Below are 21,664 nucleotides of genomic sequence, written 5' to 3'. Positions count from 1 at the left end.
TGACACCGGTGTGTTGCTTGGGCTCAATCGGTCGTCGCAACACTGCTGCTCATCAGCAAGGTCAGATGCTCGCTGAAGGCTTCGGCCGGTGTCTTCCATCCGAGAGTCTTTCGGGGCCTGGTGTTGAGCGTGAACGCCACGGCCGCCAAGTCCTCGGCGCTCCATCGAGACAGGTCGGTGCCTTTGGGGAAGTACTGGCGCAGCAGTCCGTTCGTGTTTTCGTTGGTGCCTCGCTGCCAGGGGCTGTGCGGGTCGGCGAAATAGACCTGCACGCCGGTGTCGATGCGCAGCTGCGCGTGCTGGGCCAGTTCTGTGCCCCGGTCCCAGGTCAGCGAGCGGAGTAGCTGTCCGGGCAACCCGGTGATCTCCTTGGTGATCGCGTCCCGCACGGCCTCGGCGCCGCGGCCGGCCAATGCCGGACCGTTCTTCACCCGCTCCTGAACGCCGTAGCCCTCCATCCGTGGCAGGTGCAACAGCAGGGTGAATCGGGTCGTACGTTCCACCAGGGTGCCGATCGCTGAGCGACCGGTGCCGATGATGAGATCACCTTCCCAGTGGCCCGGGACCGCGCGGTCGTCGGCCTCGGCGGGCCGCTCGCTGATCAGAACTTCAGGCGTCACGTGGCCGCCGTTCTTGCGCCGGGTGCGTGCGCGCGGGACCCGCAGGGCCCGCCCGGTGCGCAGGCAGGCGACCAGTTCCCGCTTGAGCGCTCCTCGCCCCTGGATGAACAGGGCCTGGTAGATAGCCTCGTGCGAGATCCGCATGGTGTCATCCACGGGAAAGTCGGCCTTCAGCCGATGGGCGATCTGTTCGGGACTCCAGGATCTCGCCCAGCGACGGTCCTGCCGCCGGGGTTTGTTGCGTCCCCTCCAGGGTGCCGTCTGTGGTCCCGCGACCGGCGTGCCGTCCGGGTGGCGGACCTGTCCGGCCAGCCGCTCCTGCACGTACTCGCGCAGTTGCTGGTTAGCCGCCAGTTTGGCGGTCTTCGGCCGCCGAGCCCGGCGCTCGGCATGCCATTGTGCGACCGTCGCCCGGTATTCCACGTCATACGTCCGCGTCGAGGCGTTGCGCCGCAGTTCGCGGGAGATCGTCGACGGCGACCGTCCCAGGCGCCGGGCGATCTCGCGCACGCCGGCCTTCCGGGCGCGGCACAAGGCGATCTCTTCCCGCTCGGCGAACGACAGGTAGCGGCCCGACACGGTCGGGGCAAGGCGTGGATTCACCCCGCCAGCCTGGCGAAACCAGCGCGTCCCGACCGCTGGCGACACGCCGATCTCCGCTGCGGCGTCCTCCGAAGTCAACCCTCGATCGATCGCTTGCCAGAACCGGATGCGGTCCTGTCGCCAGGCGACCGTTGGCCGCCCCGGTGACGGAATCTGACCGCGATACAACCGGACAGCCCGCTGCTTGTTGCCCAGGCCCATGCACAACACCTCCAGGGACGGAGTGTTGCGACGATCGGTTGAATCCGCCTTGTATGCCGCCATCGACCGGTCGGATGCGCATCATGAGAAGTCGGCTCGGCTGTTGACGATGCTTCGCGGCCGGTTGCTGGTGCCGACCACCGTGCTGACCGAGACCTCCTGGCACGTTGAGAAGCATCTGGGGGCCAAGGCCGAGGCGGCGTTCCTGGAGTCGATGGCCGAGGGAGAGCTGGAGATGACGGAACTGCTCCCAGCTGATCTGTGGCGGGCATCGGAATTGGTGCGCACGTATGCCGACCTTCGCCTGGGGCTGGTGGACGCGTCGGTGGTGGCGCTCGCGGAACGGTTGGGAGTTCATCAGGTGGCGACCGTGGACCGGCGACACTTCACGGTGATCCGGCCGTGTCATGTTCCCGCGCTGACGCTTCTTCCCCGGGCTCTCTAGACCCGCCGAGGACGGTCACCAAGCCTGGACCCAGGACTCCTACTCGCCAGGAAGGACCTGGGTGCCACCAATTCGAGGTCGAGGCCGACACCCCGGAACCCGAATAGGAGTTCTGGGGCGTCGCGATTGTCCGGCTACTTTTTGGCGGGAGGCTATTTGTAGCCGAGGTCCTTCAAATCCGGCTGCTGCCATCCCGTCTGCGGGGTGTCAGCCCATGTGGGGGTAGCGGTGGTCGGTGGGCGGGACGAAGGTCTCCTTGATAGTGCGGGCGTTGACCCAGCGGATCAGGTTGAAGATCGACCCCGCCTTATCGTTGGTCCCGGAGGCCCGGGCGCCGCCGAACGGCTGCTGGCCGACCACCGCCCCGGTGGGCTTGTCGTTGATGTAGAAGTTGCCCGCCGCGAAGCGCAGCCGTTCCGCGGCGGCCGTGATGGCGTACCGGTCCTGGGCGATGACCGAGCCGGTCAGCGCGTACGGCGTGACACTCTCCATCTGGTCGAGGACCGCGTCGTACGACGAGTCGTCGTAGACGTGGACCGCGAGGATGGGGCCGAAGTACTCCTTCACGAAGACCTCGTCCGTGGGGTCGGAGCACTCCAGGATGGTCGGCTTCACGAAATATCCGGTCGAGTCGTCGTACGACCCGGTGAGCACGTTGATGGAGCCGGTCGAGCGGGCCCGGTCGATGGCCTTCCTGTGCTTGGCGAACGCCCGCTCGTCGATTACGGCGCCCATGAAGGTGGACAGGTCGGCCGCCACGTCGCCGACCGTAAGCGACTCGGCCACGGAGACGAAGTCGTCCCGCATGCGCGCCCAGAGCGACCTCGGCACGTACGCCCGGGAGGCCGCCGAGCACTTCTGGCCCTGATACTCGAACGCGCCCCGGACCAGGGCCGTCGTCAGCACCTCGGCGGAAGCCGAGGGATGGGCGACCACGAAGTCCTTGCCCCCGGTCTCGCCGACGATCCTCGGGTAGCCCCGGTATCCGGCGATGTTCTCGCCGACCGTGCGCCACAGGTGCTGGAAGGTGGCCGTGGAGCCGGTGAAGTGGATGCCCGCCAGCTCCGGATGCGCCAGCGCCACCTCGGAGACGGCGGCGCCGTTGCCCGTCACCATGTTGATGACGCCCGGCGGCAGCCCGGCCGCCTCAAGCAGCCGCATCGTGAAGTGCGCCGCGAACTGCTGCGTCGGCGACGGCTTCCATACGACGACATTTCCCATCAAAGCCGCAGAAGTCGGCAGATTTCCGGCGATGGCGGTGAAGTTGAATGGCGTGATGGCGAGCACGAAGCCCTCCAGCGGCCGATATTCCATGCGGTTCCACACGCCGGGAGACGACACGGGCTGCTCGTTCAGCAGCTGCCGGCCGTACGACACGTTGAACCGCAGGAAGTCGATCAGCTCGCAGGCCGCGTCGATCTCGGCCTGCTGGGCCGACTTCGACTGCCCGAGGACCGTGGCGGCGTTGAGAGTGGCCCGCCACGGGCCGCTCAGCAGGTCGGCCGCCTTGAGGAAGATCGCCGCCCGCTCCTCGAACGGCAGCGCCCGCCAGGCGGGGGCGGCCTTAAGGGAGGCGTCGATCGCGGCCCGCACGTCGGCGGCGGTGGCGTCGGCCATCCGGCCGAGCACCGAGGCGTGGTTGTGCGGCTGGACGACGTCGATGGGGGCGCCGCCCGCCATCCGCCGCTCGCCGCCGACCGTCATCGTGAGGTCGAGCTGGGCGCCCTGGAGCTCCTTGATCCGGTTCTCCAGGGCGGAGCGCTCGGCACTGCCGGGCGCGTAGCCGTACACCGGCTCGTTCGCCGGCACCGGGACGTTCGTGATCGCATCCATTTACTTACCCCTCAGAGAACGCAGGAAGAAGGCGACGTTGGCCGGGCGCTCGGCGAGGCGGCGCATGAAATAGCCGTACCAGTCGTCGCCGTAGGGGACGTAGACCCGGACCCGCGACCCGGCGCCGGCGAGCGCCTCCTGCTTGTCGGTCCGGATGCCGTAGAGCATCTGGTACTCGTAGCTGTCCCGCTCGCGGTCGTTGCGGTCCGCGAGCAGCTCCGTGATGGCGATCAGCCGGTCGTCGTGGGTGGCCACCATGGGATATCCCGTGCCCGCCATGAGAACGCGCAGGCACCGGACGTACGCCTTGTCCACCTCGGTCTTGCTCTGGTGGGCGACCGAGGCGGGCTCGCGGTAGGCCCCCTTGACCAGGCGCACCCGCGACCCGGCGAGATCACGGCAGTCGGCCTCACTGCGGAAGAGGTAGGCCTGGATCGCGACGCCGGTCTCGGGGAAGTCCTCGCGCAGCGCGCGGAGGATCTCCAGCGTGGAGTCGACCGTGGTGTGGTCCTCCATGTCCAGCGTGACGGTGGAGCCGCAGTCGCGGGCGGCCGAGCAGATCTGCCGGGCGTGTTCGAGCGCCATGGCGCCGTCGAGCGCCTGCCCTACGGCCGAGAGCTTCACCGACACCTCGGCGCGGCGGCCCAGCCCGAGCGGCCGGAGCGCGTCCAGCAGGGTCACGTACGCCTTCGCCGTGCCGATCGCGGCCCCCGCGTCGCGGACCTCCTCGCCGAGGTGGTCGATCGTCACGGCCAGCCCCGAGCCGGTCAGGCGGCGGGTGGCGGCGACGGCGTCCGCGGTGGACTCCCCGGCGACGAACCGGTCGACGACCCCGCGCGTGAGCGGGAACCCTGAGACGGCCTTCCGGGCGAGCGGGCTCCGAGAGCCCGCGAGAAGCAGTGAACCGAGCATGTCAACAGGCTAAATCCGCAGCTCACGGCTGGTCCACGGACATCCGCCACAGCGTTTTCATACAGATGTACAACAATGGACCGCATGCAGGACATCGCCGACGAGATCGCCCGGCTGCTCGACGCGTCGGTCACGATCGAGGACCGCTCGTTCAACCTCCTGGCGTACGGCGCGCAGAGCGGCACCATCGACACGGTCCGGCAGGAGTCGATCCTCCGCAGGCGGGCCACCGACGAGGTGCGCGCCTATTTCGAGGCGTACGGCATCGCCACGGCGGCCGGGCCGGTCCGCATCCCCGGTCTGCCGGGCATGCTCGGCCGGGTGTGCGTGCCGCTGCGGCACGGCGGGGTCAACTACGGCTACCTCTGGGTGCTGGACGCGGGCCCCGCGGACTCGCGCTCAGCGGACGCGGGTCCAACGGACGCGGGCTCTCCTGGCGCGGGCCCTGGCGACTCCGGTTCCGTCGACTCCGGCTCCGCCGGCTCGAAGGGGCTGACCGACGAACGGCTGGCCGCGGTGGCGCCGCTGGTGGCCCGCGCGGCGGCGCGCCTGGCACGGGAGGCGCGCGGCCGGCACGCCCGGCTCCGCGACTTCTTCTCCGCCGACCCCGGCATCCGGGCCGCCGCCGGCGTGACGGCCGAGGCCCCCGTGGCGGCGATAGCCGTACGGACCTCGCCGGACCGCGCGGGCGCGCCCTGGACGCTCCCGCGCGGCGTGCTCACCGACCCCAGCCCCGACGAGCCGCTCGTCGCCGTGCTCGCCCCCGCGCCGCAGGCCGCCGAGGTCGCCGGACGGCTGCACGACCTGTACGGCAGGGCCGCCGGAATCGGGGGACCCCGCGACGACCCGGAGGAGGCGTGGGAGAGCTGGCGGGAGGCGCTGGTGGCCCTTCGGGTCGCCGAGCACGTAGAACGGCACGCCCCCGTCGCAAGCTGGCCCGAGCTTGGCGTCTACCGCCTGCTCGCCAAGCTGTCGCCCCGCGACCTGGCCGAGCTGGCGGCCGAGTCGGCTCCGCTGTCGATCGCCGGAGGTGAGCTGGCCGGCACGGTCGAGGCGTACCTGGACCACGCCGGCCACGCCCAGGAGACGGCCACCCGGCTCGGCGTCCACCGCCAGACGCTCTACTACCGGCTGGGCAAGGCCGAGCACCTCACCGGGCTCGACCTCGCCGACGGCGGCGACCGCCTGCTCCTTCACCTGTCCCTGAAGGCGGCCACCCTCACCGGGGAGCCCGGTAGATCCGCACCCAGTCGACGTACATCGTGACCGCGTCGGGGGTGGTGGCGTCGCGGCACGGCGCCCACTGGGTGCACACGATGTCGTTCTGCAGCGTCAGGCCCATGGTCTGGTTCCCGGGGATCCGGGGACCGGTGTAGTTCCAGACCGGGCTGCCGTCGAGCCAGAACGTCAGCCGGTCGGGCAGCCAGTCCACGGCCACGGTGTGCCACTGGGTGAAGTCGGCCCGCATCACGCTCTGCGCCACGGTCTGGTGGCCCACGTGGACGAAGATGCCGGCCTTCTGGCGGGTCGGGTCGCCGATCTCCGCGATGTTGATCTCGGCGAACTCCGCCTTGCGCTCCTCGCCCCACAGCAGCACGACGGGGGAATACCCGGCGCCCCGCTCGGTCCTGAAGCGGACCTCCCACCGGCCGTACATCTGGTTCAGCGAGCTGGAGACGCCGCCCGACATGTCCCGGCCGCCGTAGAAGCCGTCGGTGAGACGCAGCATGCCGCCGCCGACGCTGGTCGCCTGCGAGGTTCGGGGGTTCGTCCGCGCGCTGGGGGAGTTGTAGACGCCCCACTTGCCGTGGTCGATCTGCGTGCCGTTGAAGTCCTCGACCAGGATGGGGCTGCCCCATCCGGCCCCCGTCGTGGAGCCACCCGAGCCACCGGAGCCACCAGAGCCACCGGAATCGTTGGCGCCGCCCCAGCCGGTGGAACCGTTGGCGCCGCCTGACGAGCCCGAGGAACCCGGCCGTCCCGTCGAGCCGGCGGCGCCGGACGGGCTCGGCGGCTGCGTGCCGTAGGCGCCGCCGCCCTGCTGCTCGGGGACGACGGTTCCCTCCTTGGCGGACGGCTGGTCCGCGAGCGTGTAGCCGTCGTCCGGAGCGGGCTCCGGCGGAATCATGGTCACATCGCGGGGCTTCGGTTTCGCGGGCTTGGCCAGGGTCAGCGCCGGCGGTGCCGGCCGGTGGGCCGGCGGGGGTGTCGGCCGGGGCGTCGGCGTCACCCGCCGCTTGAACGGGGTGGCCGGGGCCGCCGCCGGAACCGTGGCGGTGACCGTCGCCGTGACTGTGGCCGTAAGTGTGGCCGTCACCGCCGCCCCGCCGGAGGTGGAGGACACGTCGGCGGCGGATTCGCCGGCGGCGGTGAAGACCTTCGTGGAATCCCCGCCCGCACACGCGGTGGCGGCGGCGATGATCATCGCCGCCGCCACCGCTAAACCAGGTCCATGAAGTGACATGAACGCATCAAATCACGTCATTTAACTTCTATAACGGAATCGCGCCAATTCCGCATCCGTAACCCCGTTAAGGACCGTCCGCTCAGGCACAGGTCTTCTCGTAGACCCGGAGGAGCTCCATGCTGATGCGCTCCACCGAGTAGCGGGAGCGGGCGCGGTCGGCGGCGGCGTAGCCGATCGCCGTGCGCAGCGTCGGGTCGCCCAGGAGCTGGCGGATCCGCACGGACAGCTCGGCCGGCCGGTCCGGCCGGATCAGGAAGCCGGTCACGCCGTCCACGACCGAGTCGAGGTGGGCTCCGGCGGCCGAGGCGATCACCGGGATGCCGCAGGCCATGGCCTCCAGCGCCGCCGTGCCGGTCGGAACGGCCGGCGGGAGCGTCAGCACGAGGTCGGCGCTGCGCATGAGCTTCGGCATCGCCGTGTGGGGCACCATGCCCAGCAGTTCGACCCGGTCGGCCACGCCGCGGTCCTTGGCGCGGACGCGCAGCCGCTCGATGCTGAGGTCGTCGCCGCCCGCGATCACCAGCTCGGCCTCCGGGACGGTGAGCAGCGCGTCCACCGCGCTGGCGGCCCCGATGTGCCCGACGTGGAGGAGGCGCGGCCGCTCCCCGCGGGGGAACGCCGGGCCCTGGCGGCGGAACCGCTCGATGTCGACCCCGTGGGGGACGACGGAGATGTTGCGCCGGGGGACGCCCATCCGGATCAGCTCGGACTCCTCGTCCGCGCAGGTGGCGATCACGGCGCGGGCGCGGCGGCCGATCGCGCACTCCAGCCGCCGGACCGGCGCGGGCGTCTCGGTGTCGTGCGCGTGGAAGGTCTGGGTGACCGGAACGCCGAGCCCCTCGGAGCCGGCGATGGCGGCGAGGCCGCTGGTCCACGAGTGCGCGTGGATGATGTCGGGGCGGTTCTTCGCCCACCGCCGCCGCAGCCCCGCGCTGAAGTCGGAGATGTAGGGCAGAAGGTCGCTCTCGGAGAGCTCCATGTCGGGCCCGGCCGGGACATGCTCGACGGAGGTCCCCTTGGCCTTGGAACGCGTGTAGACAGTCACCCGGTGGCCCCGAGCCAGTTCGCGCGCGATGGCCGGGGTGTCAGGGGTCAGCTCGTGAGCGGAAACGATCGCGATATCCATGGCAGCACACCTCAAGACGGAAAGGCTTGAAAGGGTGTGCCTGCGTCTTAGGCACGATCTATGATGCTGTTTACCTTAGTCTGATTCCCGCTAAACACCTAATCGGGAAAATCATGCGCTCTCTTGCAGGCGTGACGTGGCCGCCTGGAGCCTGATCGTGCAGCCGGAGTCGTCCGACCGGATGTCGACGTACTCGCAGACCTGCCGGGCCAGCCAGAGGCCGTCCTCCTGCCGCTCCTCCGGACCCGGCGGCCGGAACCCGGCAAGGGGGTCGGAGATCGGGCCGCGCTGTCCTCGCAGGTCGCAGACGAGAGCGCCGAACCTCTCCCAGATGCGGGCACTGAGCGGCACGCCCAGGTAGCGGCTCGCCTCGTGGACGGCCACGGCCAGCATGGTCGCCCGCTCGCCGGTCAGGCCACGCCGGCGCCCCTCCTCGGCCACGAGGCGGCGCACGTCCTGCAGGTCGTCGATCGCTACGGTGAGGCAGCCCCGCGGGGCCTCGGGCAGCGGCGCCGCGTCGCACTGGCCGATGAAGTCCACCGGGTCGGCGTAGGTCGGTGACGGCTCTATCTGCCTGCCGTCCGAGCTCAGCGACGGGTGGGTCCGCATGGCGTCCCGGGCGACGTCGGCGCCGACCGTGCGGGTGTCGTACGGGCAGATCATCCAGACGCCGGTCCCGGCGAGGATCAGGTTGAGGCCCGACTCCATCCGCTTCCACGCGAGCACGTCCCGGGCCGACTTCCCCGACCAGACGGGCTCCGCGAGGATCCGCACCCGCTTGTGGTCGGCGTAGCGCTGCCAGTAGCGGAGGAACGCCGTGGCCCGCTGCGCCGTCCTTCGGCCGAAATATGCCGTCTCGGCATAGTCGACGTGCCTGGCGTCGTCGCCCAGGGCCTCGCCGAGAAGCTCGAGGTTGCCCGACGTCGTCGTCACCATGACCGGCTCGCCGTTCGCCAGGCCGTCCCGGATGAACGGCACGGCCATCTCGAGGAACTCCGCGTCCGAGCCGTACAGACTGGCCTGATGGATCATTTCGCTCATCGGGGATCGCCCCCACGCAATCTCAAACCGGGTGTGCCGTCCCAGCCGATCAGCTTGATCAGTTGGAGGACGTGCTCGGGAACGGGGTCCAGCACGAGGGACCGGCCGTCGCCGATCCTGGCCGCGGTGTCGACGAGCGCCCGCAGGCCGGAAAGATCGATGAAGGAGACCTCGCCCAGGTCCACGTGGACGTCGCCCGGCTGTCGGAGCACCGCCGACGCGAGTGCCTTGTTCAGCTCTCCGAGCGTGTTCGCGTCCACTTCGCCTTCCACGCGGATGCCGGGCGGATGGACGGTTCGCCGGATGCGCAGAAGCGCGCCGTCGAACTCCAGGTCCATGTCTCTTCCCTGATGTATCCGCTGTAATTCGGCCAAAACGACTGGCTGGAAGAGCCGCCGGTCGTATTGGCAGATCCCCATTGCGAGGCCGGTGTCGAACAGGGTCTGGACCTTGGTCTCGTAGGCGGCCAGCCTGGCCGTGCCCTCGCGGACGGCCCAGCTCATCTCGCCGGTGACGCGCAGAGCCCGGTAGCCCTGGGCCCGCGCCTGCCGGGCGGCGTCGGCGAGCTGGTCCACCAGCAGATCGGGGTCCGTCGTCTCCATCTGGCGCACGTCGAGCCGCCCGTCCGCGATGTACGCGTCGGGGCCGACGCCCCACGCCCGCAGCAGCCCGGTCACGATGGCCGGATGGGTGACGTCGGTGAAGTAGAGGACCTTGTCGGATCCCGCCAGCCCTTCGGAAACGAAAGGGGCGAGCACCGGCTCGAGCTCGGCCTCGTCCGAGTAGGTCACCGAGCGATGGTCTCCTGGCCGCATCTTCACAACAGCCAAGTGCACCATCCGAGCGAGTCCGGCGGCAAATCCCACGTCACCGCCCTGCTCTGCCCGATCGTCATCGCGACCGTCGCAGGGTCAGCACGGTGATCTCGTCGACGACGTGGGCGCCGCAGAACGCCCGGTGGTCCTCCTCGATCGCCTTCACCACACCGGCGGGCGGCTGGCCCACGCAGCGGGCGAGGACCTCGGTGAGCCGGTCCTCGCCGTAGTTCTCCCCGGCGGCGCTCTGTGAGCCGACCAGGCCGTCGGAGTAGAGGACGAGGGTCTCCCCGGCGGCCAGGGTCAGCTCCTCCGTGGCGGGCACCGAGCCCTCCTCGAACCCGAGGGGGACGCCGCCGCCATCGGAGAACCGGACGCCGCCGTCGGGCTGGAGCAACGCCGCGGGGTGGTGCCCGGCGGAGGCCAGCCGTACCTTGCGGCCGCGCACGAAGCCAGCGGCGGCCATCACGAACAGCCCCGTGTTCTGCGCGACGAGCGCGTCGTTGACCTTGCGCAGAGCCTCACCCGGATCGCTCTCGTAGACGCTGAGCACGCGCAGCCCGTTGCGGACCATCGCGGTGACGGCGGCGGCCTCCTCGCCCCTGCCGGCCGCGCTGCCGATCATGAAGCCCCAGCCGTTCTTCACCGGGAACACGTCGTAGAACTCGCCGCCGATCGCCCGCAGCCCCGACCCGGGGTGGTAGATCGCCGCCGTCTCGAAGCCCGGGATGTCCGGCAACGTGCGGGGGAGGACGCCCGTCTGCAACGTGTCGGCGGCGTGCGCCCTCCGCTGGAAGCTGCGCTGCGCCCGCATGGCCAGCCCCAGGTGGAGGCCGATCTCCTCGAGGAGGCCGAGGTCCGCCAGGCCGAACGGCGGCCGGTCGCGCAGCCGTACCAGCGTGAGGACGCCGCGGACCTCGTCGTCGGTGCGGATGGGCACGCTGAGCAGCGAGCCGGCCCGCATGGCCTGCAGCACGTCGCCGCCCAGCAGCGAGTCGTCGGACAGCATCTCGTGCACGATGCCGCTCTGCGTGGCGAGGACCTGGCCGACGATCGGCGCGGCGGCCGGGGGCATCGTCTCCATGGCCCGCTGTAGGCGGGTGATCGGCTGGTCGCTGGGGCCGATGACGGTCGCCCGGTGGAGGACCCCGTCCCTGATCACGTCGGCGACCACCCAGTCGGCCGTCTCCGCGGCGAGCAGGCGGGCGGCCCGTATGAGCGCCACCGGCTCGCGCAGGCTCTCCTCGTCGAGCAGGAGCCTGGTCAGCCGGGAGAGCAGCTCATGCCGCCGGGCCGCCGCCATGATCACCGACTCGTCGGGGGCTCCGCCGGGATCGGGGGCCTCCAGGAGCTGCACCTCCGTGGGCAGCGCGACCGCCGCGATCATCTCCTGCGGCTCGCCCGGCATGCGCAGCCTGCTGAGGACCAGCCGGACCGTGTGCGTCCGGCCCTGGTGGGCCAGGCGGGTCTGGAACGCCGCGCTCTCCTCGCTGCGCAGGACGGCCGTCAGGTGTGAGCGGAACGCCGCCCGGCTGGCCACGTCGATCAGCAGCGGGAAGGCCCGGCCGATGAGGTAGCCCGCGGGGCTGCCGAGGAGGCGCGTGGTCTCGTTGTTGATCCGCCGGACCGTGCCGCCCGTGTCCATGATGATCACCGGCACCGGGAGCGCGCGGAAGACCTGCCGCAGGAGCTTCTGCTCCCTCTGGTTGCCGCCGTCCTTGCGTCTGCGGCCGCGCACCAGCTCGCCCAGCGCGCTCCTGAGCAGCTCCTCCGCCGCCTCCAGCTCGCGCAGGGCGGCACCCGGCTCGGGTTTGTCCCGTAGGGTGGCGATGCGGTCGGCGAGCCCGCTCAGCGCGCGCTCAAGCTCGGCTATGTCGGCCAACGCTGCCCCCCTCTCACGACGTAGACGCTACGCCAAAGACCGGATGTAATCGATCCAGCCCGGATTAACACGGAAACTATGGGAATGGTCTTTCTACCATGGAGACAACATCCATCCTCGCGCGTGACCTCGCCGCTCTGGGGCGTGTGACCGAGGGAACATCCTGCGAGAGCGTCCTTCGTGGCATCACCGAGGCCGTCGCGCACGGCGTGCCGGGCTGCGCGGGCGGGACCGCCGAGCTGTGGATGGAGGAACGGGTCCTGCTCGCGGCCTCCCACAGCGAGCTCATCGCGCTGACCGACCGCGAGCGCGACCTCCGCGAGGGCCCGTCCAGGGAGGCGCTGTCCTCCGGGCGGCAGGTCGCCGTCCCCGACGTCATGCGCGACCCCCGCTGGCCCCGCTACGCGGCGACGGCCGTACGGCACGGCGTGCGGTCGGTGCTCGTCCTGCCGATCGAGGTGGACCACGCGGTCGTGATCGTCGGCCTGTACGGCGTGCGGCCCGGCGTGTTCACAGACGGGGAGTCGCTGATGGGCCTGCTCCGCGAGCAGATCACGGTGGCCCTGGCGAACATCTGGGAGTACGACGACGTCCTCACGGGGGCCGCCCAGATGCAGGAGGCGCTCGCCGGGCGGTCGGTCATCGACCAGGCCAAGGGCATCATCATGTCGAAGAGCGGATGCTCGGCCGAGGCGGCGTTCGAGGAGCTCAGAAGGGTGTCCCAGCACCACCAGGTCAAGGTCGCCGACCTGGCCAGGCTGCTCGTGACCGAGCACCAGCAGAAGCACGGGGGCGCCACGCCGTAGCGGCTGCGGACTGTTTTACGCGGCGAAGGCGGCGAGCGGCTGTTCACGCTGGGCGGCTGTTCACGCGGTGAAGGCCGCGAGCGCCTCGTCGAGGGTGTCGAAGAGCGGCAGGCGCTGCGACAGGCCGGTCACCCACATCACCTTGGAGCTCGGATACTGCACGGAGACCAGCGCGAAGTTACCGCCGGCGGTGGTGGAGCGCTGCCAGTGGTGCACGATAAGGCCGAGTGCCCGGGAGTCCATGAACGTGACCTTGCCCAGGTCGAGGATCATGTCCGGGCCGTGGTCCTCCGCCACCGTGTCCAGGTAGTCCGAGAACTGCTCCCGAGTCGTGGCGTCGAGAATGCCGTCGATATGGACCACCACGATGCCACCGGCCGTGGTGGAGCTCAGGGACAACAGACCGTTGTTAGACACCTCGCGCCTCCTCTGCGGCAACATTACTGGTGCCGAAGGGGTGGTGATACTCCCGATTTTGGGGCAATATACTGAACCAGAGGTCCAGCAGAGGGCCTCGTCTCGATACTGTAGCGAGGCATGCCTTCTGCGTGGGTGACCCCCGGCCGTCGGCGCCTCGCAAGAAATACGAGGGGACTGCGCAGATGGCTGCCGAGGTCCGAGTAGCGACCATCAGCAATCCGACCGCCGAGGAACTTCTGGCCGAGCTGGCCGAGGACGGCCTGTCCGAGGAGCGGCGGGAACGCCTCCGCGAAATGATCGTCGAGATGCACCGCCCCATGGCGAGGGACATCGCCAGGCGGTACCTCAACCGGGGCGAGCCCATGGAGGACCTTCTCCAGGCCGCCTACGTGGGTCTGATGAAGGCCATCAACGGCTTCGACCCCAGCCTGGGGCACAGCTTCCGCGGCTACGCGATGGTCACCATGACGGGCGAGGTCAAGCGGCACTTCCGCGACCGCACCTGGGCCGTCCGGGTGCCCCGCCTCTACCAGGAGCGGCGCTCCGAGCTGAACCGGCTCGTCGCCGACATGACCCAGGAGCTCGGCCGGTTCCCCACGGTCGCCGAGCTCGCGAAGAAGATGCGCATCTCCGAAGAGGACATGCTGCTCACCATGGACGCCTCCGCGGCGTACAGCACGCTCTCCCTCGACGCGCCGCTGGGCGCGGACGACGACGCGGCCGCGCTCGGCGACGTCCTCCCCGATGAGGACGACGCACTGGCCACCCTCGTGGACCGCGAGGCCGTGAAGCCCCTCATCGACCTTCTCCCCGAGCGGGAGAAGAACATCCTTCTGCTGCGGTTCTATGGCAACATGACCCAGGCCGAGATCGCCGCGGAGTTCGACATATCTCAGATGCACGTCTCGCGGATCCTCCGCAAGACCCTCGACCAGCTGCGTTCCGAGCTCGTCGCGGGATGACGGCGCACAGCGGTGCCCGGGGCACCGCCGCCACGGCGGCGGTGCCCCGGGGTATCTTCGTCCGTATGCCGCGACCCTCCAGGTCGTACGGCTGAGCGATATCCGGTGGGAGGCGTTACCGGGTGAATGAAGACGGCGTTCCGCCGCCCGTCGCAGAGACGGCCAAGGACCTGACCTTCTCCTTAGCCGATCTGCCCGACGTGCGGGAGTTCGCCGCTGCCCAGGCACGCCGGCGCGGCATGAGCGAGGACGCCGTCGGGGACTTCCTCGTGGCGCTCAACGAGGTCGCCACGAACGCCGTGACCCACGGTTCCACCAAGGCGCGGCTGCGCATATGGGACGACGGTGAGGCCCTCGTGGTCGAGGTCCACGACGATGGCAGGCAGTGGCATCCGGAGGGGACTCCCGGGCACACACCGCCGAGGGAGAACGCCACCAGCGGAATGGGGCTGTGGGTGGCCCGGCTGCTGAGCGCGGACCTCGACGCGCGAACCGGGGCCAATGGGACGACAGTCACCATGCGTTTCCTGGTTTAGACCGGGTAGGGGACACCCATGGCTGTCCCACGGATCCTGATCGTCGGCGGCGGGTACGTCGGCATGTACACGGCTCTCCGCCTGCAGCGCAAGCTCCACCGCGGCGAGGCCCGCATCACCGTCGCCGACTACGACTCCTACATGACCTACCAGCCGTTCCTCCCAGAGGCCGCCGCCGGGAACATCGAGGCGCGCCACGTGGTCGTCCCGCTCAGGCGGGTCCTGCCCTCGTGTCAGATCCTCAGCGGGCGGGTCACCTCCGTGCGCCTGGCCGACCGCAAGGCCGAGTTCCAGCCCCATGAGGGCCCCGACCTCACGATCGACTACGACTACCTGGTCTTCGCCCCCGGCTCGGTGTCCCGGCTCCTCCCGATTCCCGGGCTGGCCGAGCACGGCATCGGCTTCAAGACCGTCGAGGAGGCCATCCACCTCCGCAACCACGTGCTCGGCAAGCTCGACATCGCCGCCTCCACCCCGGTCGAGGAGGTCCGGCGCCGGGCGCTGACCTTCGTCTTCGTCGGCGGGGGATACGCCGGCGTCGAGGCGCTCGCCGAGCTGGAGGACATGGCCAGCGACGCCCTCAAGTTCTTCGAGGGTCTCCGCCGGGAGGACATGCGCTGGATCCTCGTCGAGGCCACCGACCGCATCCTGCCGGAGGTCGGGGCCGACATGGGCCGGTGGACCGCCCAGGAGCTGCGCAGACGCGGCATCGAGGTTCGCACCGGCACCCGCCTGAAGTCGATGGAGGGCGGGCACATCGTGCTCGACGACGGTGACGAGTTCGACGCCGAGACGCTCGTGTGGACGGCGGGCGTCAAGCCGAACCCGCTCGTCAAGGCCGGAGACCTGCCCCTGGACGACAGGAGCCGGGTCAAGGCCAACGCGTTCCTGCAGATCGAGGGGGCGCCCTTCGCCTTCACCGCGGGGGACGCGGCCGCCGTCCCCGACCTCACCAGGCCGGGCGAGATGTGCCCGCCCAACGCCCAGCATGCCGTACGGCAGGCCAGGCGGCTGGCCGACAACCTCCTGGCGACCATCAGGGGCGGCACGCGAGAGCCGTACCGGCACAAGAACGCCGGATCGGTGGCCAGCCTCGGGCTCTACAAGGGAGTGGCGCAGATCTACGGCCGTGAGCTGCGCGGGTTCCCCGCCTGGTTCATGCACCGGACCTACCACCTGACCCGGATGCCGACCGTCAACAAGAAGACCCGCATCCTGATGGACTGGACCCTCGGGCTGTTCTTCCCCAGGGAGATCGTGTCGCTGGGCGCCCTGCAGCGCCCGCGCGAGGAGTTCAAGCTCGCCGCCCGGATGTGATCAGGCTTTCCGTCCTCCCTAGCGAGATGCCGCGTGACCCGGGCTCCAGGGTCACGCGGCTTGCTCGTGTCTCATGGGCGGCTCTCATCGGCGGCTTCGTCTTCGTCCCGTCGCAGGTGCCGCACGCGACGGTCGTGGTGCGGGTCCCGGCGTGTCGGCGGTCGCGTTCACCACGGTCGCGTTTCCTACGATTGGCCTCTTCCGGTCGCCCCTTTCTTACGGTCGGCTTCTTCCGGTCCGCCCGATCACGGCCGGCCGTACGGCTCAGCTGTTCGGGGAAGCGGCGGAGATGTCGGACAGGGCGGAGGCGGGGTCCCGCTCCAGCGCCATGTCTCCGAGGGTGACGATGCCGATGGGACGGCCATCGGCGACGACCGGGACTCGCCGCACGGCCTTCTGGCGCATGAGGCGGATCACCTCGTCGGCGTCCTGGTCAGGGGTGACCGTGATCAGCTCGGACGTGCACAGCGTCCCGACAGGGGTGGCGCTGACGTCGCGCGCCTCGGCGACCGCCCGGACGACGATGTCCCGGTCGGTCACCAGGCCGCACAACTGGTCGCCCCTGACCACCAGGACATCGCCGATGCCCTGGTCGCGCATCAGCTTGGCGGCTTTGACGATCGGAGCCTCCTCCGGCAGCGCGACGGGGACCGGAGTCATGATCTCTTCGACTCTCTGCGACATGTGGCTCTCCTTGGCGTAGGGATCGGCGGGGATCGGCGGGGATCGGCGGGGGATCGGCGGGGATCGGCTGGCTTGTGGCGAGAGGCTTTGGGGTCTTCGACCCGGTCCGCCTCAAGGAGGTCAGCGGCGGGCGCGGCCACGCCAGTTGCCGCGCCACGAGTTCACACCGGCCGTGCCGATGCCGGCCTGGTGCAGTGCCAGCAGGCACAGCCCGAGCGCGATCAGCGCGGTCAGCCCGATGCCGATGCTGGCGTTGAGCAGGTCGAGCAGGAAGGCGATGCCGAAGACGATCGCAGCGGCGATGGCGAGCATGGATGCCTCACTTTCCGGTCAGCTGAAGGAGGAGGGCGTAGTAGTCGCGCAGGGCGAGCCGCAGCGCCTCCGTGTCGTTGTGGTCGCTGTCGTTGTGGTCACGGTTCTTCCACCGGTCCAGCAGGGCCTGGCGGCGGGTGGTGAAGACCGCCACCGCCTCCTCGACGAGCGCGTCGGCCTGCTCGACGGAGCTCCGCGGGTCGTCCACGAAACCCGCCTTGATCTCGTGCCACCGCCTGTCGAAGTCGATGGCGGGCGCGGCCTCAGCGGCGGCCAGGCTCTCGCTGGACGCCGTCTCGGCGTCGATGCCGGGGGCGGCGGTCGATTCGACGCCGGTGATCGTGTCGCCGGTCGTCGATTCGGCATCGGACCGTGTGGTTCCGGTCGCCGGGTCAGCGCCGGGGCGCGTGGAGCCGGCCGTTGGTTCAGCGTCGGGCCGCGTTGTGCCAGTCGTGGATTCGGCGCCGGGTCCCGTGGAGCCGGCTATTGATTCGGCGCTGGGGGACTCGACATCCTTCGGCTGCGTGGCCGTACGCCCGTCCAGATCCGGCGCGAGCACGTCGTCGCGGGCGTCCACCGGCTCCAGCGACTCGCGGGCCGCGGGACTGTCCCCAGTCCGTGGGGCGGGGACCGATTCAACCGCCTCGGCGTCGAAGGTCCGGTCGGCGGAGACCGATTCAACCGTGCCGGCGTCGAAGGTCCGGTCGGCGGAGACCGATTCAACCGTGCCGGCGTCGAAGGTCCGGTCGCCCGGAGCCTCCGAGACGTACGCTCCGTCGCCGGAGCGACGGTCTACCGTACGGCCGTCGGCGGTGTCGGCAGTGTCCTCTATGTCGGCCGTGTCTTCCGCGGCTTCCGAGGTCCGGCTCGAGGTCCGGCTGTCGGCGGTGTGTTCCGCGGTCTGCGAGGTCCGGCTGTCGGCGGTGTGGGCGGTGACGCCGCTGCCGGCGACCCAGGTGCCGGGGGAGTCGGACTCGGCGTTTCGGGTGTCCTCCCTGCCGTCGGCGTAGCCGGACTCGCCGGTGTAGCGGGAGTCGTCCAGGTCGGCGCCTCCGGCGGAGTAGACCGGGCCCGGGCCCTCGTGCGCGTCGTGCCGGCTGCCGGCCAGGGCCTCCTCCCTGCGGGCCTCCTCCTCCAGAGGCTCGGGCGTCTCCGGCGTCGGCTGCTCGGTCGTGCCGTACCGGTTGTCATAAGGGTTGTTCTTCATCAGAGGTCAGCCTCCTCGGCCGTGGAGCGTGCGGCGTGCCGGTCGTTCCCGGGGTCGCCGGCCGTCTCGCCGAGCAACTCCTGGAAGAGCGCGCGGTAGTGGACCATCGCCTGGCGGAGCTCCTCGGTGCTGGCGTCCTGCCGGGCGGCGCGGCTGCTGATGTCGTGGGCCTGGCGATAGTGGTCGAGCGTGGCGGCGTGGGCCACAGACAGGTCGCTCAGGCGCTGCTCGAACTCGTCCGTGGGATATCCGCGCTCGGCCATGACTGCGCTGACCAGGGCGTCGGCCTCGGTGACGGCGAAACCCGGCGCGTCGACGAACCGCTCCTGGACCTCCGTCCACTTCTTCGCGTAGGTCTCCCGCGTCTCGGGGTCGAGCGGCCGGATGTCGAGCTTGGCGTGACGCTCCTCACGGGCGAGAAGCTCCTGCTCGGCCTCCCGGCGGCTCTCCCTCTCCTCCACCGTCCGGTCGTACTCCGGCCCGAAGCGCTCCTGCAGGTGACGCCGGCGATTCTGAGTCGTGACGAAGTAGCCGATCGCCAGGATGACCACCAATGCGGCTATGACGACGACCACCCATGCTGCGGCGGACATATCTGCCTCCCAGGGGTGAATGTGCGTTGTTCATTCGCACTGCCCTCGAAAGCACCCTTCACGCCTGCGTAATCAGCGGTTTGACGGGTAGGGGCCGTCATTACCATCACAGGAGGTAACCATGGGCTTCGGAGCCAGTCTCGCCTTCATCGCGATCGGCGCAGTCCTCGCCTTCGCTGTGAAGTGGGACATTCCCGGAATCGACCTGCAGATGATCGGCTGGATCCTGATGGCCGTCGGTGTCGCGGGCGCGCTGCTGACAGGCCTCTACACGCGCCGTCCGCATGCCGAGGACACGGTCGAGACCATCGAACCGGACATTATGTACACGGTGGACCCGTCCGCCGAGCCGCATGTCCATGTCCAGGAGACCGAGTCGCACACGACCGTGCACCCGAACGAACGGCACGTGCACGTCCGCGAGGAGACCACGCCCATTCGCCGCGAGGACGTCTGACGCCCGCTTGTCTTCGGGCTTGGACCGGTAGGTCGTGGCCGTTGAGCGGATCGGAAGGCTATTCGGGGGGATCTTGAGGGCCGTCGGTGAGGCCGAGGGCCTCCCGTGCCTCGGCGAGCACCCGGGCGACATGTGAGGCCCCCTCAGCCGGAACCTCCCGGAAGCCCTGATCAGGGTCATAGGTGATGTCGAGGCTGTTGTCGACCAGGCGGCCCGCCCACCGGATGGCGGTGTTGAGCTTCTCTTTCGTGATCGTACGGCCCTGCGCCACGGCGGAGAGGTTGCGGAGGTTCGTGGCCGGGCCGGTCTGGCCGTGCTCACGCCTGAGCTTCCAGGGCAGGGCCCGGCTGTGATCCGTCATCTGCTTCGACAGGCCCGCCGCCCGCTTGGCCTGAAGGATCCCGGATTCGGTCACGCCGAAGTGCGCGGCCAGCTGGGCATTGGACCATCCTTCGGCGGTCAGGCGGCCGAGCTCCTCTTGATCGACCCGAGGCTTCCTTCCCATGATCCAAAGCTTAGGCGCGGAGGGGTAACCGTGTACGCACCGGGCCCGAAACTGCGCTAAGGTTGGTGAAGCCCGGCCAGCCGGGAAACGGGACGTAGCGCAGCTTGGTAGCGCACTTGACTGGGGGTCAAGGGGTCGCAGGTTCAAATCCTGTCGTCCCGACCGCGTTTTCGCAGGTCGGAGCCACAGTATCCAAGATCGGATACTGTGGCTTTTCTCTTGTGTCACCCAGGTGTCATCAAAGGTCGCCCTCCCGCTGGGTGCCGTCGGGTGACACATGTCTGTCCAGCGTGTCACCGTATTCGCCGCTCCCTGGGGTGGTCGTGCGGGCCGTGTTCAAACGAATTAGAGATCTACAGCGTAAAGGCGCCCGTCTGACGGCCCCGTCAGGCACGAAGTGGATCATTCGGGACCAGGGTTCGTCAGGTGGTGCGCCAGCAGATAGGCAAGTCCAGCGCTTGTGATCAGGCAGGGTGGGCGAGGATTTTGCGGAGAATGGTCATGTTGTAGGCGCGCAGGGTCTGTTCGGGCGTCGTGGGCGTGTAGTTGGTGTAGTTCAGGGCGAGCACGATGGGGCCGCGTTGCAGGAGGAGCAGGGTGCTGACGGAGGCGCGTTTGCCATTGACGCTCATGGTCTGCTCGACGCGGTGGCCGCGCCAGCCGAAGGAGTCGCGGGGTACTTTGGCGGGCTGGAGGTCCCGCTGATGCGGGTGCATGGATCCATCGGGTCGTTCCGCGTTAGCGAAGGAGACCGGGGGAGCGCGCAACCGTAGCGTTCTTGAAAACCGCTAGGCCGGGTGACCGGTCTCGTGGGTTCGAATCCCACGCTCTCCGCTCTGTGATGTCGCAAGACATCGGAAACCCTCGAACCTACGGGTTCGGGGGTTTCTTTGTGTACTGGGGTTGGTAGTCGCGTGTGGGGTCGATGATCAGCTCGCGGAGGAGTTCTCCGGTGGTGGCGGCGACGATGCGGACGTGGAGATCGTCGACGAGAAGGATGACGTGGGTTCGGGCGTGGGTTCGTCCGATGCCGATGTGGTGGAGCCGACCGTTCACACGGAGGGTGACGACGCCGGTGTGGTCGACGCGGTCGTGTCGGACCCTGGTGTGGGTGTCGCTGTCGCGGCTGCCGGCTGGCAGCGCCTTGGGCCGGTTGTGGTAGACCGCAGCGGGGGTGGCGCGGTGGGGCAACGATCGGTGCGGGCGGCGGTGGTTGTAGAGCTCGACGAAGGTCTCGAGGAGGGCCTGCAGGTCGGAGACGGAGGTCGGCTGGGTGGCTTGCGCGGCCAGCCATTTCTTCATGGTCTGCTGGAAGCGTTCGACCTTGCCGCAGGTGGTGGGGTGGTTGGGGGTGGAGTTCTTCTGGGTCACGTGCAGGCGGCGCAGTTCGTGTTCGAAGGCGTTGCGCCCGCCGCGGCCGCCGGCCAGGCGGGTGGTGAAGACCATGCCGTTGTCGGTGAGGGTGGAGGCGGGCACGCCGTGGGCGGCCACCGCGTGGCGGAAGGTGTCGCGCACGATCGGGCCGGTGACGCGGGGCCAAGCGGTCACGTGCAGGGCGTAGCGGGAGTGGTCATCCAGCCATGTGAGGATCTCGGTGTCGGTGCCGTCGGCGAGCCGGTAGTGGGTGAAGTCGGCCTGCCAAGTCTCGTTTGGCTGCTCGGCTTGGAAGCGGATGTAGGAGGATCGCGGTCGTTTCTTCGGCTCGGGGGTGACCAGGCCGGCCCGGGTCAGGTAGCGGCTGATCGTGGCTCGCGACACCGTTTGCCGGTGGTGGTGGCGAAGGTGCCAGGCGATCGTGTCCGGCCCGGCGTCCAGGCCCTGGCCGGACAGTTCCTTGCGGAGGCGGACGATCAGTTCGACGGTGGCGGCGTCGATCGCGGTGGGTGAGATCTTCGGTCGCCGGGATCGGGGCTCTAACGC

Annotated in this window: 23 protein-coding genes and 2 tRNA genes; 9 read left to right on the top strand and 16 right to left on the bottom strand. The window is 69.7% G+C overall.

All coding sequences use genetic code 11. The features are described 5' to 3' along the window. Nucleotides 1–23: 23 nt before the first annotated feature. Entirely contained in the window at nucleotides 24–1,424 is a 1,401-nt protein-coding gene (locus N5079_RS09550; protein WP_261583241.1) for an IS30 family transposase, read from the bottom strand. Here N5079_RS09550 and N5079_RS09545 point away from each other — a divergent pair. Further along, nucleotides 1,423–1,869, top strand: coding sequence for a type II toxin-antitoxin system VapC family toxin (locus tag N5079_RS09545; protein ID WP_261583240.1), 447 nt, complete (start codon nucleotides 1,423–1,425; stop codon nucleotides 1,867–1,869). The two genes, N5079_RS09550 and N5079_RS09545, sit on opposite strands and share 2 nt — an antisense overlap. Nucleotides 1,870–2,076: 207 nt before the next feature. Here the strand turns inward: N5079_RS09545 and pruA are convergent, their stop codons facing one another. Together pruA and N5079_RS09535 are read right to left on the bottom strand one after the other, a co-directional pair. Further along, entirely contained in the window at nucleotides 2,077–3,702 is a 1,626-nt protein-coding gene (pruA, locus tag N5079_RS09540) for an L-glutamate gamma-semialdehyde dehydrogenase (protein WP_261583239.1), read from the bottom strand. Next, entirely contained in the window at nucleotides 3,703–4,614 is a 912-nt protein-coding gene (locus N5079_RS09535; protein ID WP_261583238.1) for a proline dehydrogenase family protein, read from the bottom strand. It abuts the gene before it with no gap. An 84-nt stretch (nucleotides 4,615–4,698) separates the two neighbouring features. Between N5079_RS09535 and N5079_RS09530 the strand changes: the two genes are divergently transcribed. Beyond that, the gene (locus N5079_RS09530) at nucleotides 4,699–5,880 is read left to right on the top strand and encodes a PucR family transcriptional regulator (RefSeq protein ID WP_261583237.1); all 1,182 of its coding nucleotides are present in this window, start codon (nucleotides 4,699–4,701) and stop codon (nucleotides 5,878–5,880) included. Here N5079_RS09530 and N5079_RS09525 read toward each other — a convergent pair. From N5079_RS09525 to N5079_RS09505, 5 genes are all read right to left on the bottom strand, one after another. Continuing rightward, nucleotides 5,834–7,051, bottom strand: coding sequence for a glycoside hydrolase family 16 protein (locus N5079_RS09525; RefSeq protein ID WP_261583236.1), 1,218 nt, complete (start codon nucleotides 7,049–7,051; stop codon nucleotides 5,834–5,836). The two genes, N5079_RS09530 and N5079_RS09525, sit on opposite strands and share 47 nt — an antisense overlap. A 109-nt stretch (nucleotides 7,052–7,160) precedes the next feature. Continuing rightward, nucleotides 7,161–8,207 (bottom strand): glycosyltransferase, encoded by a 1,047-nt coding sequence (locus N5079_RS09520; RefSeq protein WP_261583235.1) that lies wholly within the window; start codon nucleotides 8,205–8,207, stop codon nucleotides 7,161–7,163. A gap of 111 nt (nucleotides 8,208–8,318) precedes the next feature. After that, entirely contained in the window at nucleotides 8,319–9,248 is a 930-nt protein-coding gene (locus tag N5079_RS09515; protein WP_261583234.1) for an MEDS domain-containing protein, read from the bottom strand. Further along, the gene (locus tag N5079_RS09510; RefSeq protein WP_261583233.1) at nucleotides 9,245–10,039 is read right to left on the bottom strand and encodes an MEDS domain-containing protein; all 795 of its coding nucleotides are present in this window, start codon (nucleotides 10,037–10,039) and stop codon (nucleotides 9,245–9,247) included. Before N5079_RS09510 ends, N5079_RS09515 begins: the two co-directional genes overlap by 4 nt. A gap of 100 nt (nucleotides 10,040–10,139) precedes the next feature. Beyond that, on the bottom strand, nucleotides 10,140–11,945 hold the full coding sequence (locus N5079_RS09505) for a SpoIIE family protein phosphatase (RefSeq protein WP_261583232.1): 1,806 nt from the start codon (nucleotides 11,943–11,945) through the stop codon (nucleotides 10,140–10,142). Between the two features lie 98 nt (nucleotides 11,946–12,043). Between N5079_RS09505 and N5079_RS09500 the strand changes: the two genes are divergently transcribed. Continuing rightward, on the top strand, nucleotides 12,044–12,751 hold the full coding sequence (locus N5079_RS09500) for a GAF and ANTAR domain-containing protein (protein WP_261583231.1): 708 nt from the start codon (nucleotides 12,044–12,046) through the stop codon (nucleotides 12,749–12,751). A gap of 60 nt (nucleotides 12,752–12,811) precedes the next feature. Here the strand turns inward: N5079_RS09500 and N5079_RS09495 are convergent, their stop codons facing one another. Further along, complete coding sequence (locus N5079_RS09495) at nucleotides 12,812–13,168, bottom strand: STAS domain-containing protein (protein ID WP_261583230.1); 357 nt, start codon at nucleotides 13,166–13,168, stop codon at nucleotides 12,812–12,814. 185 nt (nucleotides 13,169–13,353) lie between these two features. Here N5079_RS09495 and N5079_RS09490 point away from each other — a divergent pair, with 185 nt between their 5' ends. The 3 genes from N5079_RS09490 to N5079_RS09480 all read left to right on the top strand — a co-directional run bounded on the left by N5079_RS09490 (nucleotide 13,354) and on the right by N5079_RS09480 (nucleotide 15,986). After that, nucleotides 13,354–14,133: a SigB/SigF/SigG family RNA polymerase sigma factor gene (locus N5079_RS09490; protein ID WP_261583229.1), complete on the top strand. Its 780-nt coding sequence runs from the start codon at nucleotides 13,354–13,356 to the stop codon at nucleotides 14,131–14,133. Nucleotides 14,134–14,255: 122 nt separating this feature from the next. Beyond that, nucleotides 14,256–14,669: an ATP-binding protein gene (locus N5079_RS09485; RefSeq protein WP_261583228.1), complete on the top strand. Its 414-nt coding sequence runs from the start codon at nucleotides 14,256–14,258 to the stop codon at nucleotides 14,667–14,669. An 18-nt stretch (nucleotides 14,670–14,687) separates the two neighbouring features. After that, complete coding sequence (locus tag N5079_RS09480; protein ID WP_261583227.1) at nucleotides 14,688–15,986, top strand: NAD(P)/FAD-dependent oxidoreductase; 1,299 nt, start codon at nucleotides 14,688–14,690, stop codon at nucleotides 15,984–15,986. Between the two features lie 264 nt (nucleotides 15,987–16,250). On the opposite strand, the gene N5079_RS09475 is transcribed toward N5079_RS09480, so the two are convergent. The 4 genes from N5079_RS09475 to N5079_RS09460 all read right to left on the bottom strand — a co-directional run bounded on the left by N5079_RS09475 (nucleotide 16,251) and on the right by N5079_RS09460 (nucleotide 18,782). Beyond that, the gene (locus tag N5079_RS09475; protein WP_261583226.1) at nucleotides 16,251–16,670 is read right to left on the bottom strand and encodes a CBS domain-containing protein; all 420 of its coding nucleotides are present in this window, start codon (nucleotides 16,668–16,670) and stop codon (nucleotides 16,251–16,253) included. Nucleotides 16,671–16,790: 120 nt separating this feature from the next. Next, a complete protein-coding gene (locus N5079_RS09470) occupies nucleotides 16,791–16,982 on the bottom strand; it encodes a hypothetical protein (RefSeq protein WP_261583225.1) in 192 nt (63 codons plus the stop codon). A 7-nt stretch (nucleotides 16,983–16,989) separates the two neighbouring features. After that, on the bottom strand, nucleotides 16,990–18,189 hold the full coding sequence (locus tag N5079_RS09465) for a hypothetical protein (RefSeq protein ID WP_261583224.1): 1,200 nt from the start codon (nucleotides 18,187–18,189) through the stop codon (nucleotides 16,990–16,992). Beyond that, a complete protein-coding gene (locus N5079_RS09460) occupies nucleotides 18,189–18,782 on the bottom strand; it encodes a hypothetical protein (RefSeq protein ID WP_261583223.1) in 594 nt (197 codons plus the stop codon). Before N5079_RS09460 ends, N5079_RS09465 begins: the two co-directional genes overlap by 1 nt. A gap of 121 nt (nucleotides 18,783–18,903) precedes the next feature. On the opposite strand from N5079_RS09460, the gene N5079_RS09455 reads away from it, so the two are divergent. Beyond that, entirely contained in the window at nucleotides 18,904–19,239 is a 336-nt protein-coding gene (locus tag N5079_RS09455; protein ID WP_261583222.1) for a DUF6458 family protein, read from the top strand. 58 nt (nucleotides 19,240–19,297) lie between these two features. Here the strand turns inward: N5079_RS09455 and N5079_RS09450 are convergent, their stop codons facing one another. After that, the gene (locus tag N5079_RS09450; protein ID WP_261583221.1) at nucleotides 19,298–19,744 is read right to left on the bottom strand and encodes a hypothetical protein; all 447 of its coding nucleotides are present in this window, start codon (nucleotides 19,742–19,744) and stop codon (nucleotides 19,298–19,300) included. Nucleotides 19,745–19,832: 88 nt separating this feature from the next. On the opposite strand from N5079_RS09450, the gene N5079_RS09445 reads away from it, so the two are divergent. Next, nucleotides 19,833–19,906, top strand: a tRNA-Pro gene (locus tag N5079_RS09445). A gap of 302 nt (nucleotides 19,907–20,208) precedes the next feature. On the opposite strand, the gene N5079_RS09440 is transcribed toward N5079_RS09445, so the two are convergent. Further along, the gene (locus tag N5079_RS09440; protein WP_261583220.1) at nucleotides 20,209–20,460 is read right to left on the bottom strand and encodes a hypothetical protein; all 252 of its coding nucleotides are present in this window, start codon (nucleotides 20,458–20,460) and stop codon (nucleotides 20,209–20,211) included. Nucleotides 20,461–20,490: 30 nt separating this feature from the next. Between N5079_RS09440 and N5079_RS09435 the strand changes: the two genes are divergently transcribed. Next, nucleotides 20,491–20,578: transfer RNA gene (locus N5079_RS09435), tRNA-Ser, on the top strand. A gap of 36 nt (nucleotides 20,579–20,614) precedes the next feature. Here N5079_RS09435 and N5079_RS09430 read toward each other — a convergent pair. After that, nucleotides 20,615–21,664: integrase core domain-containing protein (locus N5079_RS09430; RefSeq protein ID WP_261583219.1), on the bottom strand; the 1,050-nt coding region annotated here is incomplete at its 5' end.

The organism is Planotetraspora sp. A-T 1434, assembly GCF_025420585.1.
Classification (GTDB): Bacteria; Actinomycetota; Actinomycetes; order Streptosporangiales; family Streptosporangiaceae; genus JAOEGB01.
The sequence above is the reverse complement of the archived record's forward strand: the minus strand, read 5'-3'. Positions and strand labels throughout refer to the sequence as shown.